Below are 17,024 nucleotides of genomic sequence, written 5' to 3'. Positions count from 1 at the left end.
ATGAGCGACATCGCCACGCCGCTGCTGGCAGCCAATGATCTGAGCAAGGAGTTCCGCACCGGCCGCAGAGAGAAATTCACTGCAGTCGAGGGAGTCTCCTTCGATGTCCACCGGCGGCAGACACTGGGCATCGTCGGAGAGTCCGGTTCGGGAAAGTCGACCACGGCGCGGATGATCGCACGCCTCATCGATCCCACGTCCGGGTCGGTGGAGTTCCAAGGTGAGGAGATCACCCAACGCTCCGGTGCGTCCTTGCGGGACTTTCGCAGCGGGGTTCAGGTGGTATTCCAAGACCCCTACTCCTCACTCAACCCTCGTCACACCGTCGATGAGGTGGTGTCGGCACCACTCCGCTATCAGAAGCGGACGGCCACAGGCGGCTACCGGAACATGGTCAAGGCGGCGATGGAGCGAGTCGGACTCAACCCCGACCACTCCACTCGCTATCCACGACAGTTCTCCGGAGGGCAGGCCCAGCGCATCGGCATCGCTCGCGCACTCATCGTCGAACCGAAGCTCGTCATCTGCGATGAGGCTGTCTCCGCTCTCGACGTGTCGGTTCAGGCACAGGTGCTCGAGTTGTTAGTCGATCTGCAGCGCGAACGCGATATCTCCTACATCTTCATCGCCCACGATCTGGCGGTCGTGCGACAGATCGCCCACAAGGTCGCCGTGATGCAGAAGGGCAGGATCGTCGAGCAAGGGCCGCGAGACGAGATCTTCGATGACCCACAGCACGAATACACGAAGACCCTGCTCTCCGCGGTCCCGAGCATCGATCCTCGCTGGGACACGGGTCAGCGTTCCTGACCGACACAACCACCTCGGCGCTCAGCATCGTCACCGACCACCGATTCTCCACCATCTCCACCCACAGTGAAGGACCTAACCTCCATCATGTCTGATGCACAGACTCAGTCACAGCCCACGAATCAGCCGGCAGACCTACCGCAGCCGGTCGATGACTTCGTCACCACTGTCCATGAACTTCAGCTGCCCGCCGGTCTGCTCCGGTATCGGGCCCAGGCGGGCCGGATAGTCATCGGCTCCGAAATCGTCGAGGAAGGCGTGTTCGCCGGACTCAAGCCCAAGGCACAGATCTTCCTCACCTCCTACACCGCCATCGCTGAGGGTGCCGACGACGGTCAGGATGCTCAACGTCCTGTCGTCTTCGTCTTCAACGGAGGCCCGGGATCGTCATCGGCCTGGATGCACATCGGCCTCTTCGGTCCACGGCGGGTGGTGGCCAACGACGTCAATGATCGCACCCCGCCGCCCTACGGTCTCGTCGACAATCTTGAGACCACTCTGGCTCACGCCGATCTGGTCTTCATCGACCCGGTGACCACGGGATACTCCCGCACCGCAGAGGGGGAGAAGCCGGAGGACTTCCACGGGTTCACTGGGGATCGCGACGTCGTCGGCGAGGCGATCCGGCTGTGGCTGACACGGAACAATCGGTGGATCTCACCGAAGTTCCTCGCCGGGGAGTCCTACGGAACCACCCGTGCCGCGGCCCTGGCCGGACATCTGGCCAAACGCCACGGCATCGCCTTCAACGGCATCCTCCTCATCTCGGCCGTCCTCGATTTCGCCACGATCGATTTCGCGGAAGGCAACGAAGCTCCCTACATCCACTACCTGCCGACGTTTGCCGCCATCGCGCACTATCACGGCAAACATCCAGGGCGCGAGCTCGAAGATGTGGTCGCAGAGGCGACGGATTTTGCCCATGAGGACTTCAGCCAAGCGCTTGCGCGCGGACACCGACTCGAGGCCTCCGAACACTCCCGGATAGCTGCGAAGCTGGCCGAACTCATCGGGATCGATGAGAAGTTCGTCCGACTGGCCGACCTTCGCATCGACGAGTTCACCTTCTTCACAGAACTGCTCCGAGATCAGCGACTGCGCATCGGTCGTTTGGACTCTCGCTTCACCGCGCATCCGGGGAAGGTCGCCTCCGAAGTGCTTGGCGACGACCCTTCGTATCCGGCGATCCAGTATCCCTACACAGTGGGAATCAATCATCTGCTGCGTGCCGAACTCGGATACGAATCGGACCTCACCTACGAGGTGCTGACATCCAGAGTCCATCCATGGTCGTACAAGGAGTTCGAGAACTCCACCGTCAACACTGCCGAAGATCTCGCTTTCGCGATGCGTATGAATCCGCATCTCAAGGTCTACGTGGCTTTCGGGTATCACGACTCAGCGACGCCGTTCGCCGCCTCGGAGCATGTGCTTGCGCACCTGCGCATTGCCGATGAGTCCCATGATCAGATTGTTCGTCGCTACTACCCGGCCGGGCACATGATGTATGTCGACCAGCAGGTCCGGGTCGAGCAGCTGCGCGATATCGCAGACTTCGTTGCTTGGTCGATCGGAGACGGTGACAAGCCTGAGTCGAACCAACCCATCTGAGCCGGACACTCACGCGTACTGAGCTGGTCGGCAACACACCAAGACGATCATCATCGAGAACAGGAGAATCGACGTGCCCGAGAGCCATCATCGAGGCAGCTCACATGCAAGGGCTTCAGCCGAAGGCAGGAAGCTCGCCGACATCATCAATGCGGAGTGGACGTGGAGAGAGGCCGAATTCGGATCATTGTCTCAGAAGGCCTCCGTCGTCGACTTCTTGCCGGATGTCGGTGAGGCCTCGCAACTGCGGCGGCAGCAGATGTGGGAGGACACACTCGGCAAACTCGATTCGGTCAGTACCGATGCTCTCACCGTGGAAGAGACTATCGACTTCGATGTCTACCGCCAACAGTTGGTCACCTTGGTCGAGGCGCAGAGATACAGGATATGGGAAAGACCTGCCACGGCGGATTCTGCCTTCTGGCGCACGCTCGCCTTCGACGCCTACCGTCTAGTGCTCGAAGACGTCGGTTCGGCTCGGGCATACATCAGCTTGCTCGGCGACATCCCACGGTTCTTCGATCAGCAGATCGAGAACATGAGGGCCGGGGTGGCTCGAGGCTTTGGGCCGGCCAGAGTGTGCATGAGCGGACGCGAGGAACCGGTGCGGGTCGTCGCCAAGGCCGAGGATGTCACCGAGCTGTCGTTCTTCGGACCGTTCCGAAGAATCCCGGCGGTCGTGCCCGAACAGGTTCGAACCGAACTCCACGCGGCGGCCGCTCAGGTGCTCTCGGCTGAGGTCGTGCCCGCTTACCGGAAACTTCTTGACTTCCTGACAACGGAGTATCTGCCGAATCTGCCGGAGTCGATCGCAGCGGTCGACCAGCCGGATGGTCTCGAGTTCTACCGGTCCCAGATCAGGGAGTATTCGACGACGGACCTCAGCCCGCAGCAGATCTTCGACCTCGGACAGGTCGAAGTGAAGAAGATCCGGGAGGAGATGGAGGACGTCGCCGTCGAACTCGGCTATCCCGACGACCTGTCGGGCCTGTTCGAGTTCATGCGCACGGGTCCGCAGTTCTATGCAACGACTCCTCGTCAATTGCTGTCCGAAGCCGCATACACGTGCAAGGCCTTCGACCGGATGGTCCATCAGTACTTCGGGCGTCTGCCACAGCAGCGCTTCGCCATCATGGAGACACCGGCGGAGATCGCGAAATTCGACACGTTCGGCCGAGGTGCTCCCGACCGGTACCTGCTCAACACGTACAACTTGCCGGCCCGACCACTGTATTCCCTGCCGGCACTGACCCTGCACGAATCTGCGCCCGGACATTCGTTCCAGATCTCGCTGGCCGAGGAGCTCGAACTCGCCGACTTCCGGCGGCTCTACATCTCGGCCTTCGGCGAGGGCTGGGGCCTCTACACCGAACGACTCGGCGATGAGATGGGGATGTACGAGACGCCGTTCGAACGCATGGGTATGCTCTCGTTCCAGATGTGGCGGGCCGTGCGCCTCGTCGTCGATCCGGGCATACATGCGCTGGGGTGGAGCCGGGAGCAGGCGCAGGACTTCCTGCGGGACAATACGGCGATCGCCGAACACGAGATCGTCACGGAGATTGATCGCTACATCTCCTGGCCCGGGCAGGCCACTGCCTACTACCTGGGGCAGTTGACGATTCAGCAGCTGCGGCAGGAGGCCGAGGAGACGCTGGGTGGCGACTTCTCGATCAGGGACTTCCACGACACGGTGCTCGGGATGGGCAGCGTCCCGCTCACCGTGTTGCAGGCACACGTGCGCGGACACATCCGCGCGGTTGCTGCAGAGCGGCATACTCAGGCGGCCGCCGGCCACTGAGGACTTCGTCTCTCACAACCTCGACCCCGGTCGGATCTCAGTCCGACCGGAGTCGAGCCATGTCGCTCAGTGCTGCTCCGCTCGCTCCTCGGCGACCATTGACTTCACGTGCTCGCGGAGTTCCCGGGCGTCGTAGACGATGCCGGAGCGCAGAGTGAAGTCGACTCCGCCGACGCGGTTGACGCCGGACTCCTCGGCGCGGAGATGACCGTGGCCGTAGAGGACCTTGAAGTTGCTGAGGGGGTTGTCCTTGACGATGAGCAGGTCGGCGATCTTGCCGGGTTCGACGGAGCCGAGCTCGTCGTCGATGCCGAGAAGCGCGGCGCTGCTCAGCGTGGCGGCGCGGACGACTTCGAGGGGGTGGAACCCCGCTTCGAGGAGGAGTTCAAGTTCTTCGATGAGGCCGAATCCGAAGACCTTGTAGATGAATCCGGAGTCCGATCCGGCCGTGACCAAGCCGCCAAGGTTCTTGTAGTCGTTGACGAAGGACATCCATTTGACGTAGGCGTGGCGCCAGGCGATCTCGTCCTCGCTTGTCCAGTCGCCCATGTAGGAGCCGTGTTTGTCGGCCGAGGGCTGGAAGAATTCCCACAGGGTGGGGGAGGTGAAGTCGGAGTGCCATTCGGAGGTGCGCACTCGTGCGGCGTCGCGGGACCCGATGTAGATGTTGAATGTCGGGCTCAATGCGGTTCCGAGTTCGAGGAGCTCCTCGAGTGTCTCCTGCCAGGCGTTGCTGCCGCGCTCGGCGGTCTGCAGCCACAGGTGGGCGCCTTGGCTGAAGCGCTGGGGTTCGCTGTTGTGGTTGTAGTCGGTGGGTACGTGCTGGAGGGTGCGGTCGCGGAACATCGCTTCGGGGATGCCGTACCAGTGTTCGATGCTGTTCAGTCCCCACCTCGCCGAGGTGAGGGCGTTGACCTGCGCGGCTCGACGCTGGTCGTGGTGGCATGCGGTCCGTAGACCACGTGCTTGTGCCGCTTCGACGGCGGCGCCGAACACAGTGGGGGAGGTGCCGAAGAACTTCACTCCGTTTGCTCCGCGGTCGGCGACCTCATTGACCCACGCGGTTGCTTGGTCAGCGGTGACCGGGGTGGGTCCGTCGAGGGTTCCGGCACGCAGTGCGGGATAGATGTGCAGGCGCGGGGCCGCGATTTCGTTGGCTGCGGCTCGTCGGGCCTCGGAAATGGTCCAGTCGAGGCCGTTGAACGCACCGAGTTCGCGGATGGTGGTCACGCCGTGGCCGAGCCAGAGTTTGTAGACATAGTCGGCGTTCGGTGCCTGCTCGGGTTTGCCGATGTGGGCGTGGGAGTCGATAAGCCCCGGCAAGACGTAGGAGCCGTTGAGGTCCATGACTTTCGCGCCGTCGGACGAGGGGCGTTCGGTGAGGCTACTCGCACCGTTCGGTTCCCAGATTCCGGTGATCCTGTCGTCTTTGATCAGGATGTCTGCCGGCCCGTATGGGGCAGCGCCGGTTCCGTCGACGATCATGGCATCGCGGAGGATGAGCCTGGGGTAGGGTCCGGTGCCTGATGCTCTGTCGGTGGAAGGAATTTGAGCTTGGGATCCAAACGTCATCGGTGGTCTCCTAGGGAACTCGGAATTGATCGGCGCACTCGCCTTTGAGTTGTTCGAATCAATTCACACTAGCCGAGTATTCGCTGGTCAGCACAACGAGCTCGCCATGCAGAACTCGTTCTCTTTTCGAACTCGTACGCGGCCAAATCAGTGTTCAGCCGTGGGGCTGCACGAAAGCGCTCGCCGTTGCAAAGACGGTGCTGCTTGACATTGGGTAACGATGTTCCGGCGTCTTTTATTGTCCACTTGATAGGACAAGTGGATAGATGTAATATCAACTTATGGACGATTTGTTTCGGAGTATCCAGCGCGACCTTCAACAGCAGATCCGCTCAGGAGAACTTCCCGAAGGAGCTAAACTCCCCAGCGAGAATGAACTCTGCGCGCAATACTCGGTGAGTCGGCCGACAGCACAACGTGCGCTCAATGAGCTTGCCGCCGATGGAGTGGTCGTGCGCCAGAAGGGTCGTGGGTCATTTGTGTCGACCTCGCGGAAGCAGATCAATCTGCTGTCATTCACAAACCCGGCCGTAGCCCGTCACGGTGGTCCCGGACGGCACGAAGTGCTATCGGCCCAGGTGACCGTCGCTTCCGACGCACTGCTGCCGCTTCCCGGAGCTGAAGCCGACGCCGCAGTCACTGAAATCGTCCGCCTGAAATTCGATGCTCTCGATCGTCCGCATGCGCTCGAGACACACGTAATCCTGTTTTCCGCAGCACCTACGATCCTTCGGGAAAAGCTCGAAGACCTGGTCATCCTTGACCACTTGCAGTCCCATGATGTCGATGTGGATACCATTCGCGTCTATCTGGAGCCGACACTCATCAACGACCGTGAAGCCCAGCTGCTCACATGCGAGGCGGGAACACCGGCGCTAAGGCGTCGCCGTGAGCTGCGTGCACCAGACGATCAAGTACTGGAGACGACAGCAACTTTGGTCCGACCGGGAACCTCCGAATTCTTTATCGAACTGCCCGCCAACTGACAAACAACGATCACAGGGGACCGCATATGCACATCATCGTCATCGGCTCAGGGATGCTCGGGCTCAGCACCGCCGACAATTTGGTCATGTCAGGAATCGACGTCACGCTCGTAGATTCTCGAGATCTGGGCGCCGGCACCTCCGGCACGAGCTTCGCCTGGACGAACGCCAATGGAAAGCTCGACCCGGCTTATCACGAACTTAACATCGCTGGAATGGAAGAGCACTCCCGACTCGCCAACACTCTGCCAGGGCCGCGCACGTACCATCGATCGGGCGGACTGCAAATGGCCGGTGCGCACCAGGCACCGCAGCTGGAGGAGAAGATCGCACGCCTCACCGAGCTCGATTATCCGTCTGAGCTGATCTCAGCCGATCACGTAGGCGAGATCGCCGGGGACATCTCAGTTCCCAAGGGCATCGAACTGATCGCGCATTTTCCGTCAGAAGGATATGTGCTCACCGGACAGCTTCTGCGCAACCTTCGCGCGAGCGCTGTCGGACACGGGGCGAAGCTGATTAGGGGAACAGTCACCGAGGTGGACGAAGGTTGCGCTCAGGTCGAGGTCCACCTCGGTGATGGACGGGTGCTCTCAGCAGATCGGGTCGTACTCGCCACAGGACGCTGGACTCAGGCGCTCGCACAGGCCTCAGGGTTCGACACTCCAATGAACGACGAGATCGGTCGGGGGTCGGCGGTGACTGGTCTACTCGGCTACGTGAGGACGAATTCGACGCGGGTGAGGGCGGTCGTGCACACGCCCGAGCTGAATCTGCGACCGGGGGAGGACGGTACGATCGTCGTCCAGGCTCTCGACCTAAACCCGCGAATCGATCCCGCGGTCCCGCCAGCAGCCGAAGGGCCAGTCGCCAACGTAATGGCTGAGAGATTCACCGCGGTGACGAACGAATCAACGCCCGACCTGATCGATCTACGTGTGAGCTATCGATCTCTGCCCGCAGACGGTTTCACGATCGCCGGATTCGCAGCGGGTCGATCACGCACCTATTGCCTCGTCACACACAGCGGGATCACGCTTGGACCCTTGCTCGGCCGCCTGGCTGCCGAGGAGCTTGTCGCTGATAGTCAACAGGACTTGCTCGAGAGCTTCCGCCCAACCCGCTTCGAAAATGCCACGTCAACAGCTGGCGGAGTAAATCTGCCATTGCTGCTCGGCGATCAATAACACTTTCGTCACGTCGATCAAAGGAGACCGATGACTTCACGAACCACCGCCGACCCTGATGCCACGGAACGGCTCCCACTGTTATTTCGAGCGATCGGCTTCATCGAGCGTATCGGCAATCTGCTTCCGCACCCGTTCTGGCTGTTCTGGATCATGGCTCTGCTGCTCGGCGCCGTCAGTTGGATACTCTCGACGAATGGCGTCTCAGTGACGTTGCCCGAATCCAACGAGGTCGTCGAGGTCAAAAACCTGCTGTCGACCGATGGACTCAAATACGCTATCGAATCGGCTCTGGACAACTTCGCATCCTTCCCGCCCCTGGCAGTCGTACTCGTTGTCCTGCTCGGTGTGAGCGTCGCTGAGAAAAGCGGCGTCCTCGAAGCACTCATCAGGCTGACGATCATCAGGTTGCCCAAACGGTGGGTGACCTTCGCGATCGCCTTCAGCGGAATGATCGCTCACATTATGGGCGATGCGGCCTACTTGGTGATGATCCCGCTGGGAGCGATGGCCTTCAAGGCTGCGGGACGTAGTCCAGTCCTTGGCGTGATGGTGGCTTACGCTTCGGTCTCCGCGGGTTTCAATGCGAGTCCGCTCGTCACGCCGTCCGATGCGATCCGCTCCTCGCTGGCGTCCGCCGCGGCCCAGACGGTCGACTCAAGCGCTTCGATCACACCGGTGGCAACCTATTTCTTCTCGGCAACCTCGTCCCTACTTCTCGCTGCGATCATAACCCTGGTCGTGGAACTCGTGCTCGCACGGCGCGAGGACTTCAAGATTCCGGGAGAAGAATCCGCGGATGCCAGTGGAGCCGCCGTAGGAGAAGTGAACGGCAACGGAGCTGTTTCAGGCGGTCGACCGGGGGAGGAAGACACCGAGTCGATGACACTCGATAACAGCCAGACTCGCAGCCTGCTCCGGGCTACAGCGGCCGGAGTGGTCTTCATCATCGCGGTCGTAGTCATCTTGTGGCTGCCGGACTCACCTTTCATTGAATCCGGCCAGTCGCTGGTCGAATCGATGGTCCTCGACAACATCGCGATCTTCATTTCGCTGTTCTTCACGTTGACGGGAATTGTTTACGGATACAGCGCCAAGGTATTCACCACTGTCAAAGCTGTTCCGGAGGCGATGATCTCGGGTGTGGTCAGTCTTGCCCCCGTCATTGTCCTCTTCTTTGCAGTGGCCCAATTCCTCGCATACTTCAGTTGGACCGGGATCGGCTCCGTGCTCACAGTCAACGGTGCAGATCTACTCCAGAGACTCGAGGCTCCGCACTTGGTCGTGCTCATCGTCATCGTCGTCGGAGTGGCGTTCATCAACATGATCGTGACAAGTGGTTCAGCAATGTGGGCGATCTTCGCGCCCATCCTCGTGCCTATGATGATGTACTACGGAGTTCGCCCTGAGGCCGCCATGGTGTCGTTCATGATCGGGGATTCCGTGACGAATGCAGTCACACCGATGAGCGCCTACTTCGTTCTTGCGCTCGGATACGTACAGCGATACCGGAAGGACGCGGGTATCGGCACGCTCATGGCCTTCACCGTTCCGCTCTCGGTCGCGATCCTCATCGGTTGGGGAATCTTCTTCTGCGTGTGGTACCTGTTAGGCATTCCACTTGGCCCAGGGGTCGTGCTTCACTGACTCAGGATTCTGTGCTGGCCGAACTCGTTTGTGGGTTCAGTTCGCACCGATAGCATTTGCGGGCTCGGCAGCTCACAGTGGTGGTTCCAGAGAAGTGCACCTCTTCGGTACCGCGGGTTTCGTGGCGATTGTCGCCCAGCGTTCAACGTCGTTACCTACCTTAAGGAATTGCGAGGCCCGCATTAGTTGCGACCTCCGGGCCGGTCGCGATCGGCGCTATATCCCAGCTTCACCGAGATTTCACGGGCTGCAGCTTTCATCACTGGGACCAGCGCTTGCATTCGATCCTTAGGCATATACGGCCGAGTTGCCGAAAGCGAGACTCCGGCGACAATTTGCCCACTGCCATCGCGGATAGGGGCCGCCACACACCTGATGCCGGGTTCGTTCTCCTCAAGATCGAAGGAAGCGCCGTCGTAGGTGTAGTCCTTCATTCGTGCGTGGAAAGCGGTGAGGGCAGCTGGGTCTGCCCCCGGATTCTCGGCTGTGAAAATCCGTTCCCATCGCTCTGCTTGCCCCAGCAGCAAAGCCTTCCCCACACCGGTGCGCGTCATCGGCATCCGGTGACCGATGCGTGAGCGCATCTCAGCACCGCGCGTTCCAGGGATCTTGTGGAGGTAGAGCACCGACTCGCCATCCTCGACCGAGAGATGAATCGTGTCCTGTGTCCGGGCCGCGAGAGCCTCAAGACTCTCCCGGGCGACGACCGGCAATGGATCCTGGTTGAGCGCGGTGAAACCGAACTCGATGAGAGTGGGGCCCAGGCGAAACTCTCCCGGCGAACCGTGCCGCAGATAACCCATGTGCACCAGCAGCTGGATCATCCTGTGCGCACTTGATCGACCGATTCCCGTGGCGTCGACGACGGACTTCAACGTGGTGGACCCATGGGCGACGGCACTGACGATCTGCAGACCTCTGGCCAGGGTCTGCGTGCCCTGGGGGATGGCATTGCTTGCAACGGTATCGGCGTCCTCACTCATCACAACAGTATGACACCGATCCCACATATAGGGACACTAGTGGCGCATGGTGGAACACCTGCCCATAGTGGCACTTATGACAGAACTGGCACCAACCGAGGCCCCGCAGATGATCGGCCTCGACTGGGGGACGAGCTCGCTGCGAGCCTTCCTCATCGACAGCGACGGAGGCATCCTCGCTGAACGCAACGGATCAGACGGGATCATGGCCGTCGGTCCGGATACCGGCGATCTCAAGGGCGACTTCTCCCGGCTCGCTCACGCTGCCATCGGCGACTGGCTCAGCGATCACGGCCACCTCCCTCTCCTCGCCTGCGGAATGATCGGTTCGACCCAGGGTGTCGCCGAGGCGGGATACCTCGACCTGCCCACCGAACTTTCTGCCCTGGGTAGGCATATGACCTCAGTCGAACTGACCATCGGCGAACTCCGCATCGTCCCCGGACTGCAGAAGACATCGACCGAAGCGACTGCCCCCGACGTCATCCGTGGAGAGGAGACCCAACTGCTCGGCCTGCTCGACGCAGAGCAGGTCGACGCGACCACAGTGATCCTTCCCGGCACGCACACCAAATGGGTGAAGTGCCAGGGCCAGCGCGTGACTGACTTCTCCACCTCGATGAGCGGAGAGATGTTCGGTCTGCTGAGCACCTCGTCGATCCTCAGTCGTCTGGCCGAACCTGCTGATGACTTCCACCCCGACGCCTTCGACTGGGGACTGAGTGTCGGGGCTGACGACCCTGCCGCGCTCACCTCCTCGATCTTCTCCGCACGCACCTGGGCCCTCGACGGACGACTGCACGCCGAGGAAATCAACGACTACCTCTCGGGAATGCTCATCGGCGCCGAGGTGGCCGCCCAGGTCAGGACAACAGCCGACCCTGCAGCTCCCGTCATCGTCTGTGGAACCGCGGACCTGACGATGCGATACTCACGCGCCCTCCGCCGACAGGGGAGGCAGGCGGCCGATGCGGACCCTCGGGCCGCGGCCACAGGACTCTTCCGCATCGCCGAACAATCCGGCCTCGTGCCGACCAAGGAGAACATCAATGACTGACACCGTCCCCACAGGCCTTATCGCCATCCTCCGCGGGGTTCGCTCTGACGAGGTCCTCGACATCGCCGAGGGCATCGTCGCCGCCGGGTTCTCCGCCATCGAAGTTCCGCTCAACTCCCCGGACCCCTTGGCCTCGATCGCCGCGTTGGTCGCTCGATTCGGGAACGAGGTGGAGATCGGAGCGGGCACGGTGCTCACCGCCGATCAGGTTCGCGAGTGTGAGCAGGCCGGTGCCCGCATCATCGTCGCCCCCGATACCGACCGCGAGGTCATCTCCACCGCACTCGAGTTGGGACTGACACCGTACCCGGGTGCCACAACACCGACCGAGGCTTTCGCCGCGATCAAGGCCGGAGCCACCAAGGTCAAGCTCTTTCCCTCATCGGCAGTCGGAATCAGTGGACTCAAGGCATGGCGAGAAGTTCTCCCCGCAGGCACCGAACTCTTCCCTGTCGGGGGAGTGGGAGCCGACAACGCTGCCGAATGGCGCAACGCCGGTGCTGCCGGCCTGGGCCTCGGTTCCTCGCTCTATCGCCGAGGCGACCGCCCCGCCGACGTGCACGACCGGGCACAGACCATCGCCTCGGCGTGGGTCCAGGCCCACTGAACCCAACGACGACACGCGAACGACAATGCCAGACGAAAGGCCAGAACAATGAAGATCACGTCGATGACGACGTACACCGTGCCGCCTCGGTGGCTGTTCCTCAAGATCGAAACGGATGAAGGGATCGTCGGGTGGGGCGAGCCGATCATCGAGGGCAGGGCCGCGACAGTGGCAGCCGCGGTCGATGAGCTCTCTGATCTGCTCATCGGCAAGGATCCCGCAAACATCGAGGACCTGTGGACGATCATGTACCGCGGTGGCTTCTACCGCGGTGGACCGATCCTCATGAGCGCCATCTCAGGCATTGACCAGGCGCTGTGGGACATCAAGGGCAAGGCTCTCGGACAGCCGGTGCACCAGCTGCTCGGAGGGAAGGTCCGGGATCGGATCCGCACCTACTCATGGATCGGCGGAGACCGTCCCGGTGACACAGCTGCGGCAGCACTGGAGACGAAGAACCGCGGGTTCACCGCGGTGAAGATGAACGCGACCGAGGAGCTGCAGTTCATCGACTCCTACACAAAGGTCGACCAGGTCATCGAGAACGTGCAGGCGGTACGTGAGGCCACTGGTGACGATTTCGGCATCGGCATCGACTTCCACGGTCGCGTGCACAAGCCGATGGCCAAGGTCCTCATCAAGGAACTCGAACCCTATCGACTCCTCTTCATCGAAGAACCGGTGCTCTCCGAACACTTCGGCTCGCTGCGTGACGTCATGGCGAACACCCCGACACCGATTGCGCTGGGGGAGCGACTCTTCTCCCGCTGGGACTTCCGCGAGGTGATCGCCTCCGGTGCCGTCGACATCATCCAGCCCGATGTCTCCCACGCCGGCGGCATCACCGAGACGCGGAAGATCGCGATGATGGCCGAAGCCTACGATGTCGCGCTCGCGCTGCACTGCCCACTGGGCCCGATCGCGCTCGCCTCCTGCCTGCAGGTCGATGCCGGCAGCTACAACGCGTTCATCCAGGAACAGAGCCTGGGCATCCACTACAACACGAGCAACGACCTGCTCGACTACGTCACCGACCCCTCCGTGTTCAACTACGACGAAGGCATGATCGATATACCTGCGGGACCCGGGCTGGGCATCGAAGTCAATGAGGACTACGTCATCGAACGCTCGGCCGAAGGCCACAGATGGCGTAACCCCATCTGGCGTCATGCCGACGGCTCCTTTGCGGAATGGTGAGCCGGCGGATTCGGTAAGAGAGAAGGACGTTCAAGGATGAACTCACAGACTGCAGCGACTAAGCAGCGTCGTGCTGCCTCGCCGGGGCGAGCCCGGTGGTGGATCCTCGGCTGGCTGCTGGCAGCCATGATGATCAACTACATGGATCGATCATCGCTGTCGATCGCGGCCCCACACATGATCGACGAGCTGGGGCTGACCGCTGCCGATATCGGGCTGCTGGGTACCGCGTTCTCTCTGACGTACGCGTTCTTCCAGCTGCCCGGCGGATGGCTGACGGATCGCCTCGGCGCAAAACCGGTCTACGTCATTGCACTGGGCTTCTGGTCGATCGCGACCTCACTCATGGCATTCGGCCACCACATGTGGCACTTCATGATCTCGCGCGTCCTGCTCGGCGTCTTCGAAGCCCCGGTCTCACCCACCTCGGCGAAGATTGTCTCCGAATGGTTCCCGCCGAGGGAACGTGGAGCGGCAGTCGGAGTTTACGACTCGGGAAGCAAGTGGGGCCCGGCGGTGGCACCACCGATTCTCACCTTCCTCATCATCGGGTTCGGGTGGCGTGCCATGTTCGTCATCCTCGGTGTGCTCGGCATCATCGTGGCGGTCGGGTTTTGGGTCTTCTATCGGTCCCCGGAACACGACCGCAGGGTCTCGGCGGCTGAACTCGAGCACATCCGGGCAAGAGAGGAAGACAACAACGCTCCGACAGGCAACATCCCGTGGCTGCGTCTCTTCACCAAGCCACAGACCTGGGCTATGGTGCTGGGATTCGTCGCTGTGGTGTGGACCCTCAACATCTTCGTGACTTTCCTCCCGCTGATGCTGGGCGACATCTATTCCGTCGCTGACGAGGCGCTTGGCTGGTACACCGCGATCCCGTTCGCTGTCGGCGGCATCGGCGGAATCCTCGGCGGATGGTTCACCACGAAGTACTCGAGGATGCGGTCTCATCTGACGCCTCTTGCCTGCAAGCGGCGGATCGCTGCCATCTACGGTGGGGCGCTCGCCATCTGTTCGATCCTCGTTGGAGTCACCACCGGCCACTTCGCTTTGCAGCTGACAGCGATGAGCCTGGCTCTGTTCTTCTGCGGTGCACTGAGTGCCGTGGGCTGGTCGATTCCCGCTGATGTCGTGACCGGAAGCCGTGTCGCATCTTTGGGGTCCATCCAGAATTTCGGCGGCTACTTCGCCGGCTCGCTCTCGCCCTGGCTCACCGGGGTGCTGGTGACGACAACGGGGTCCTACCTCATTCCATTCGTCCTCGGCGCCGTTGTCGCGGTGATCGCGGGGATTGCCTATCTGCTCCTGCTGCGTGCCCCGATTCGGGTAGACAGCTCCACCCCAGAGATCGGAGACACCCGCTCATGACGAAAATCGCTGAGCACACGGCCACGCGGCCGACACGGATGCGTTACATCATCGCGCTCCTGCTCTTCATCACCGTCGTCATCAACTACATGGACCGGGCCAACCTGTCCATTGCGATGCCGGCGCTGTCCCAAGAGTTCGATCTCACCACGGGCCAGCAGGGGCTTCTGCTCTCGGCATTCGGGTGGACCTACGCCGCGATGCAGTTGCCCGGCGGGTGGCTCGTCGACCGGGTGAGGCCGCGGGTGCTCTATGCCTCCTGCCTCGTGCTGTGGTCTTTGGCCACGCTGTTCATGGGTATGTCCGGCGGGTTCGTCGCTCTCATCATCCTCCGGCTCTTGGTCGGCGGGTTCGAAGCTCCGGCGTACCCGATCAACAACAAGGTGGCCACGGCGTGGTTCCCGGAGCGTGAGCGCGGACGGGTCATCGCCTTCTACACCTCGGGCCAGTTCATTGGCCTGGCGTTGCTCACCCCCGTGCTGTCCTGGCTGCAGACGGTTCTCACTTGGCACTGGGTGTTCATCCTCACCGGAGTCGTCGGCGTTATCTGGGCATCCATCTGGTGGTTCGTCTACCGCGAGCCGCGTGACAAGTCGGGCGTCAACCAGGCCGAGATCGACCTCATCGCCTCCGGCGGAGGACTGGTCGACGTCGAGAGTGGTACGAAGAAGGAGACCAAGCCGAAGCTCAAGTGGTCCGACGTGAAAGTCGTGCTGACCCGGCGGAAGCTGTGGGGCATCTACCTCGGCCAGTTCTGTCTGACATCGACCCTGTGGTTCTTCCTCACTTGGTTCCCGACTTACCTCGTTGATTACCGCGGAATGGACTACATCGAGTCGGGCTTCATGGCGTCACTGCCATTCATCGCAGCCCTCGTCGGTGTGCTGCTCTCAGGGTGGGTCTCTGACCTCATGGTCAAGAAGGGTCTGACGCTTGGCACTGCCCGCAAGTTGCCGATCATCATCGGTCTGGCAATGACGGTGTTCATGCTCGGGGCGAACTACACGGATTCGACTGCGCTGGTCATCGTGTTCATGTCGATCGCCTTCTTCGGCAACGGCTTCGCCTCGATCACCTGGTCGCTGGTGTCCGCACTAGCGCCGGAACGACTGCTCGGTCTGACCGGCGGTATGTTCAACTTCATCGGCAACCTGTCCTCGATCGCCACTCCGATCGTCATCGGCTTCCTCGTCACCGACATCGACTTCGCCCCGGCCTTCGTCTACATGGCAGCCATAACCATTGTCGGTGTGCTGTCGTACGTGTTCCTTGTTGGAAAGGTTGAGCGGGTGGAGGAATGAGTGGCTATTCGCCGCTTCGGCGGATGCGACGATTTCTCGCTCGTGTGAATTCGTTGTTCGCCAGCAAATAACTGGTGAGAGTCCCAGGTGGTTTAGGGACCGCTGGAGTCGTGAAGTCATCGAAGTGATGGAGAAACTTCATCCGTGAAGCACGTTCACCAGTACACCCTTTCGCTCGGGTTTGGGAACTTGGAGCGCGAATTCTGGAGGGGGAGATCAGTACGCCTACCTCGGCTCGCCTCTCTGCGGTGCCGATTCGCCTGTACCAATGACAGTAGTGCTCTGCAGTACAGAAGGTCAGTGGGGATTCCCGCTCATGGCACGGGAGCTTTCCCTCGTTCGGTTGGCGGGCTAGCGGCGAAAGCGGATCTGATGCTGACCTGACGGGTCCCGCCGGTGGCGCTCGCCGTTACTCACGAGGTGTGCGTGACGTTCGGTGGCCCATCGATCGGCGAGAACAGCCTGACTGCTACCAAAGGAAGTCATTCGTCGTGGTCCAGCACGCGGCAGAGGCTATCGACGACTTCTCAGAACTCACCAGTGACGAGATCGTCCAGAGACTCATTCTTATGTGCGCTTCGGTCGCGGCGGCTTTCCGAGCGATCAGCACACTGAAACGTTCGGCCACGTCAGAGCTGAAGATGCTTGCTCTAGCGGGGAGAGATCCCGAGCCGCCTCCGGCGGCGTTGTCGTCAATCCTGCCCAGAACGGGCCAGGTGTGGCCACGCGGCCGCCCATACGTGAGCGACGACGGAGAGGGTCGGGCACCTGACCACATTCTTGCCACTGTCTGCCCTGCCCCTGGCCGGAAAGTGGCCCAGGTATGTCGCAGATCGGACCCGCGGCTCGCCAGTCGAGGGCTTCCGCCCCTTCCATGTCTGACCCCTCGATTAG

At 61.5% G+C, this 17,024-nt stretch carries 13 protein-coding genes; 11 read left to right on the top strand and 2 right to left on the bottom strand.

What is annotated here, in order from left to right; genetic code table 11:
* The 3 genes from HX613_RS12600 (at position 1) to HX613_RS12590 (ending at position 4,222) form a co-directional block, all read left to right on the top strand.
* Positions 1 to 810, top strand: a complete 810-nt coding sequence (locus HX613_RS12600) for an ATP-binding cassette domain-containing protein (protein ID WP_235345649.1) — start codon at positions 1 to 3, stop codon at positions 808 to 810.
* An 87-nt stretch (positions 811 to 897) separates the two neighbouring features.
* Positions 898 to 2,421 (top strand): S10 family peptidase, encoded by a 1,524-nt coding sequence (locus HX613_RS12595; protein ID WP_235345648.1) that lies wholly within the window; start codon positions 898 to 900, stop codon positions 2,419 to 2,421.
* Positions 2,422 to 2,494: 73 nt separating this feature from the next.
* Positions 2,495 to 4,222, top strand: coding sequence for a DUF885 domain-containing protein (locus HX613_RS12590; protein WP_235345647.1), 1,728 nt, complete (start codon positions 2,495 to 2,497; stop codon positions 4,220 to 4,222).
* 66 nt (positions 4,223 to 4,288) lie between these two features.
* Here the strand turns inward: HX613_RS12590 and HX613_RS12585 are convergent, their stop codons facing one another.
* The gene (locus tag HX613_RS12585) at positions 4,289 to 5,794 is read right to left on the bottom strand and encodes an amidohydrolase family protein (protein ID WP_193078922.1); all 1,506 of its coding nucleotides are present in this window, start codon (positions 5,792 to 5,794) and stop codon (positions 4,289 to 4,291) included.
* A gap of 281 nt (positions 5,795 to 6,075) precedes the next feature.
* On the opposite strand from HX613_RS12585, the gene HX613_RS12580 reads away from it, so the two are divergent.
* The 3 genes from HX613_RS12580 to HX613_RS12570 are packed head-to-tail and all read left to right on the top strand — an operon-like array spanning position 6,076 to position 9,614.
* Positions 6,076 to 6,780 carry a GntR family transcriptional regulator gene (locus tag HX613_RS12580; protein ID WP_193078923.1) on the top strand — a complete coding sequence of 235 codons (705 nt, stop codon included), beginning with the start codon at positions 6,076 to 6,078 and terminating at the stop codon, positions 6,778 to 6,780.
* Between the two features lie 26 nt (positions 6,781 to 6,806).
* Entirely contained in the window at positions 6,807 to 7,967 is a 1,161-nt protein-coding gene (locus HX613_RS12575) for an NAD(P)/FAD-dependent oxidoreductase (protein WP_193078924.1), read from the top strand.
* A gap of 30 nt (positions 7,968 to 7,997) precedes the next feature.
* On the top strand, positions 7,998 to 9,614 hold the full coding sequence (locus HX613_RS12570; protein ID WP_193078925.1) for an AbgT family transporter: 1,617 nt from the start codon (positions 7,998 to 8,000) through the stop codon (positions 9,612 to 9,614).
* 182 nt (positions 9,615 to 9,796) lie between these two features.
* Here HX613_RS12570 and HX613_RS12565 read toward each other — a convergent pair whose 3' ends face one another.
* A complete protein-coding gene (locus HX613_RS12565) occupies positions 9,797 to 10,597 on the bottom strand; it encodes an IclR family transcriptional regulator (RefSeq protein WP_193078926.1) in 801 nt (266 codons plus the stop codon).
* Between the two features lie 76 nt (positions 10,598 to 10,673).
* On the opposite strand from HX613_RS12565, the gene HX613_RS12560 reads away from it, so the two are divergent.
* Genes HX613_RS12560 through HX613_RS12540 form a run of 5 tightly spaced genes read left to right on the top strand, consistent with a single transcriptional unit; the run spans position 10,674 to position 16,130 of the window.
* The gene (locus HX613_RS12560; protein ID WP_235345646.1) at positions 10,674 to 11,654 is read left to right on the top strand and encodes a 2-dehydro-3-deoxygalactonokinase; all 981 of its coding nucleotides are present in this window, start codon (positions 10,674 to 10,676) and stop codon (positions 11,652 to 11,654) included.
* Entirely contained in the window at positions 11,647 to 12,261 is a 615-nt protein-coding gene (locus HX613_RS12555) for a 2-dehydro-3-deoxy-6-phosphogalactonate aldolase (RefSeq protein WP_235345645.1), read from the top strand. The genes HX613_RS12560 and HX613_RS12555 overlap by 8 nt, the downstream gene beginning before the upstream one ends.
* A 48-nt stretch (positions 12,262 to 12,309) precedes the next feature.
* Positions 12,310 to 13,458 carry a galactonate dehydratase gene (gene dgoD, locus HX613_RS12550; RefSeq protein ID WP_235345644.1) on the top strand — a complete coding sequence of 383 codons (1,149 nt, stop codon included), beginning with the start codon at positions 12,310 to 12,312 and terminating at the stop codon, positions 13,456 to 13,458.
* Positions 13,459 to 13,494: 36 nt separating this feature from the next.
* A complete protein-coding gene (locus tag HX613_RS12545; RefSeq protein ID WP_235345643.1) occupies positions 13,495 to 14,829 on the top strand; it encodes an MFS transporter in 1,335 nt (444 codons plus the stop codon).
* Positions 14,826 to 16,130 (top strand): MFS transporter, encoded by a 1,305-nt coding sequence (locus tag HX613_RS12540; RefSeq protein ID WP_235345642.1) that lies wholly within the window; start codon positions 14,826 to 14,828, stop codon positions 16,128 to 16,130. The genes HX613_RS12545 and HX613_RS12540 overlap by 4 nt, the downstream gene beginning before the upstream one ends.
* The last annotated feature ends 894 nt before the right edge of the window (positions 16,131 to 17,024 follow it).

The sequence above is a fragment of the Brevibacterium sp. UCMA 11754 genome, assembly GCF_021532275.1.
Taxonomy (GTDB): Bacteria; Actinomycetota; Actinomycetes; order Actinomycetales; family Brevibacteriaceae; genus Brevibacterium.
The sequence above is the reverse complement of the archived record's forward strand: the minus strand, read 5'-3'. Positions and strand labels throughout refer to the sequence as shown.

What these genes read in the sequence shown, in the direction of transcription:
- HX613_RS12600 (WP_235345649.1), top strand. Translation starts at nt 1, where the DNA reads ATGAGCGACATCGCCACGCCGCTGCTGGCAGCCAATGATCTGAGCAAG.
- HX613_RS12595 (WP_235345648.1), top strand. Translation starts at nt 898, where the DNA reads ATGTCTGATGCACAGACTCAGTCACAGCCCACGAATCAGCCGGCAGAC.
- HX613_RS12585 (WP_193078922.1), bottom strand. Translation starts at nt 5,794, where the DNA reads ATGACGTTTGGATCCCAAGCTCAAATTCCTTCCACCGACAGAGCATCA.
- HX613_RS12580 (WP_193078923.1), top strand. Translation starts at nt 6,076, where the DNA reads ATGGACGATTTGTTTCGGAGTATCCAGCGCGACCTTCAACAGCAGATC.
- HX613_RS12575 (WP_193078924.1), top strand. Translation starts at nt 6,807, where the DNA reads ATGCACATCATCGTCATCGGCTCAGGGATGCTCGGGCTCAGCACCGCC.
- HX613_RS12570 (WP_193078925.1), top strand. Translation starts at nt 7,998, where the DNA reads ATGACTTCACGAACCACCGCCGACCCTGATGCCACGGAACGGCTCCCA.
- HX613_RS12565 (WP_193078926.1), bottom strand. Translation starts at nt 10,597, where the DNA reads ATGAGTGAGGACGCCGATACCGTTGCAAGCAATGCCATCCCCCAGGGC.
- HX613_RS12560 (WP_235345646.1), top strand. Translation starts at nt 10,674, where the DNA reads ATGACAGAACTGGCACCAACCGAGGCCCCGCAGATGATCGGCCTCGAC.
- HX613_RS12555 (WP_235345645.1), top strand. Translation starts at nt 11,647, where the DNA reads ATGACTGACACCGTCCCCACAGGCCTTATCGCCATCCTCCGCGGGGTT.
- dgoD (WP_235345644.1), top strand. Translation starts at nt 12,310, where the DNA reads ATGAAGATCACGTCGATGACGACGTACACCGTGCCGCCTCGGTGGCTG.
- HX613_RS12545 (WP_235345643.1), top strand. Translation starts at nt 13,495, where the DNA reads ATGAACTCACAGACTGCAGCGACTAAGCAGCGTCGTGCTGCCTCGCCG.
- HX613_RS12540 (WP_235345642.1), top strand. Translation starts at nt 14,826, where the DNA reads ATGACGAAAATCGCTGAGCACACGGCCACGCGGCCGACACGGATGCGT.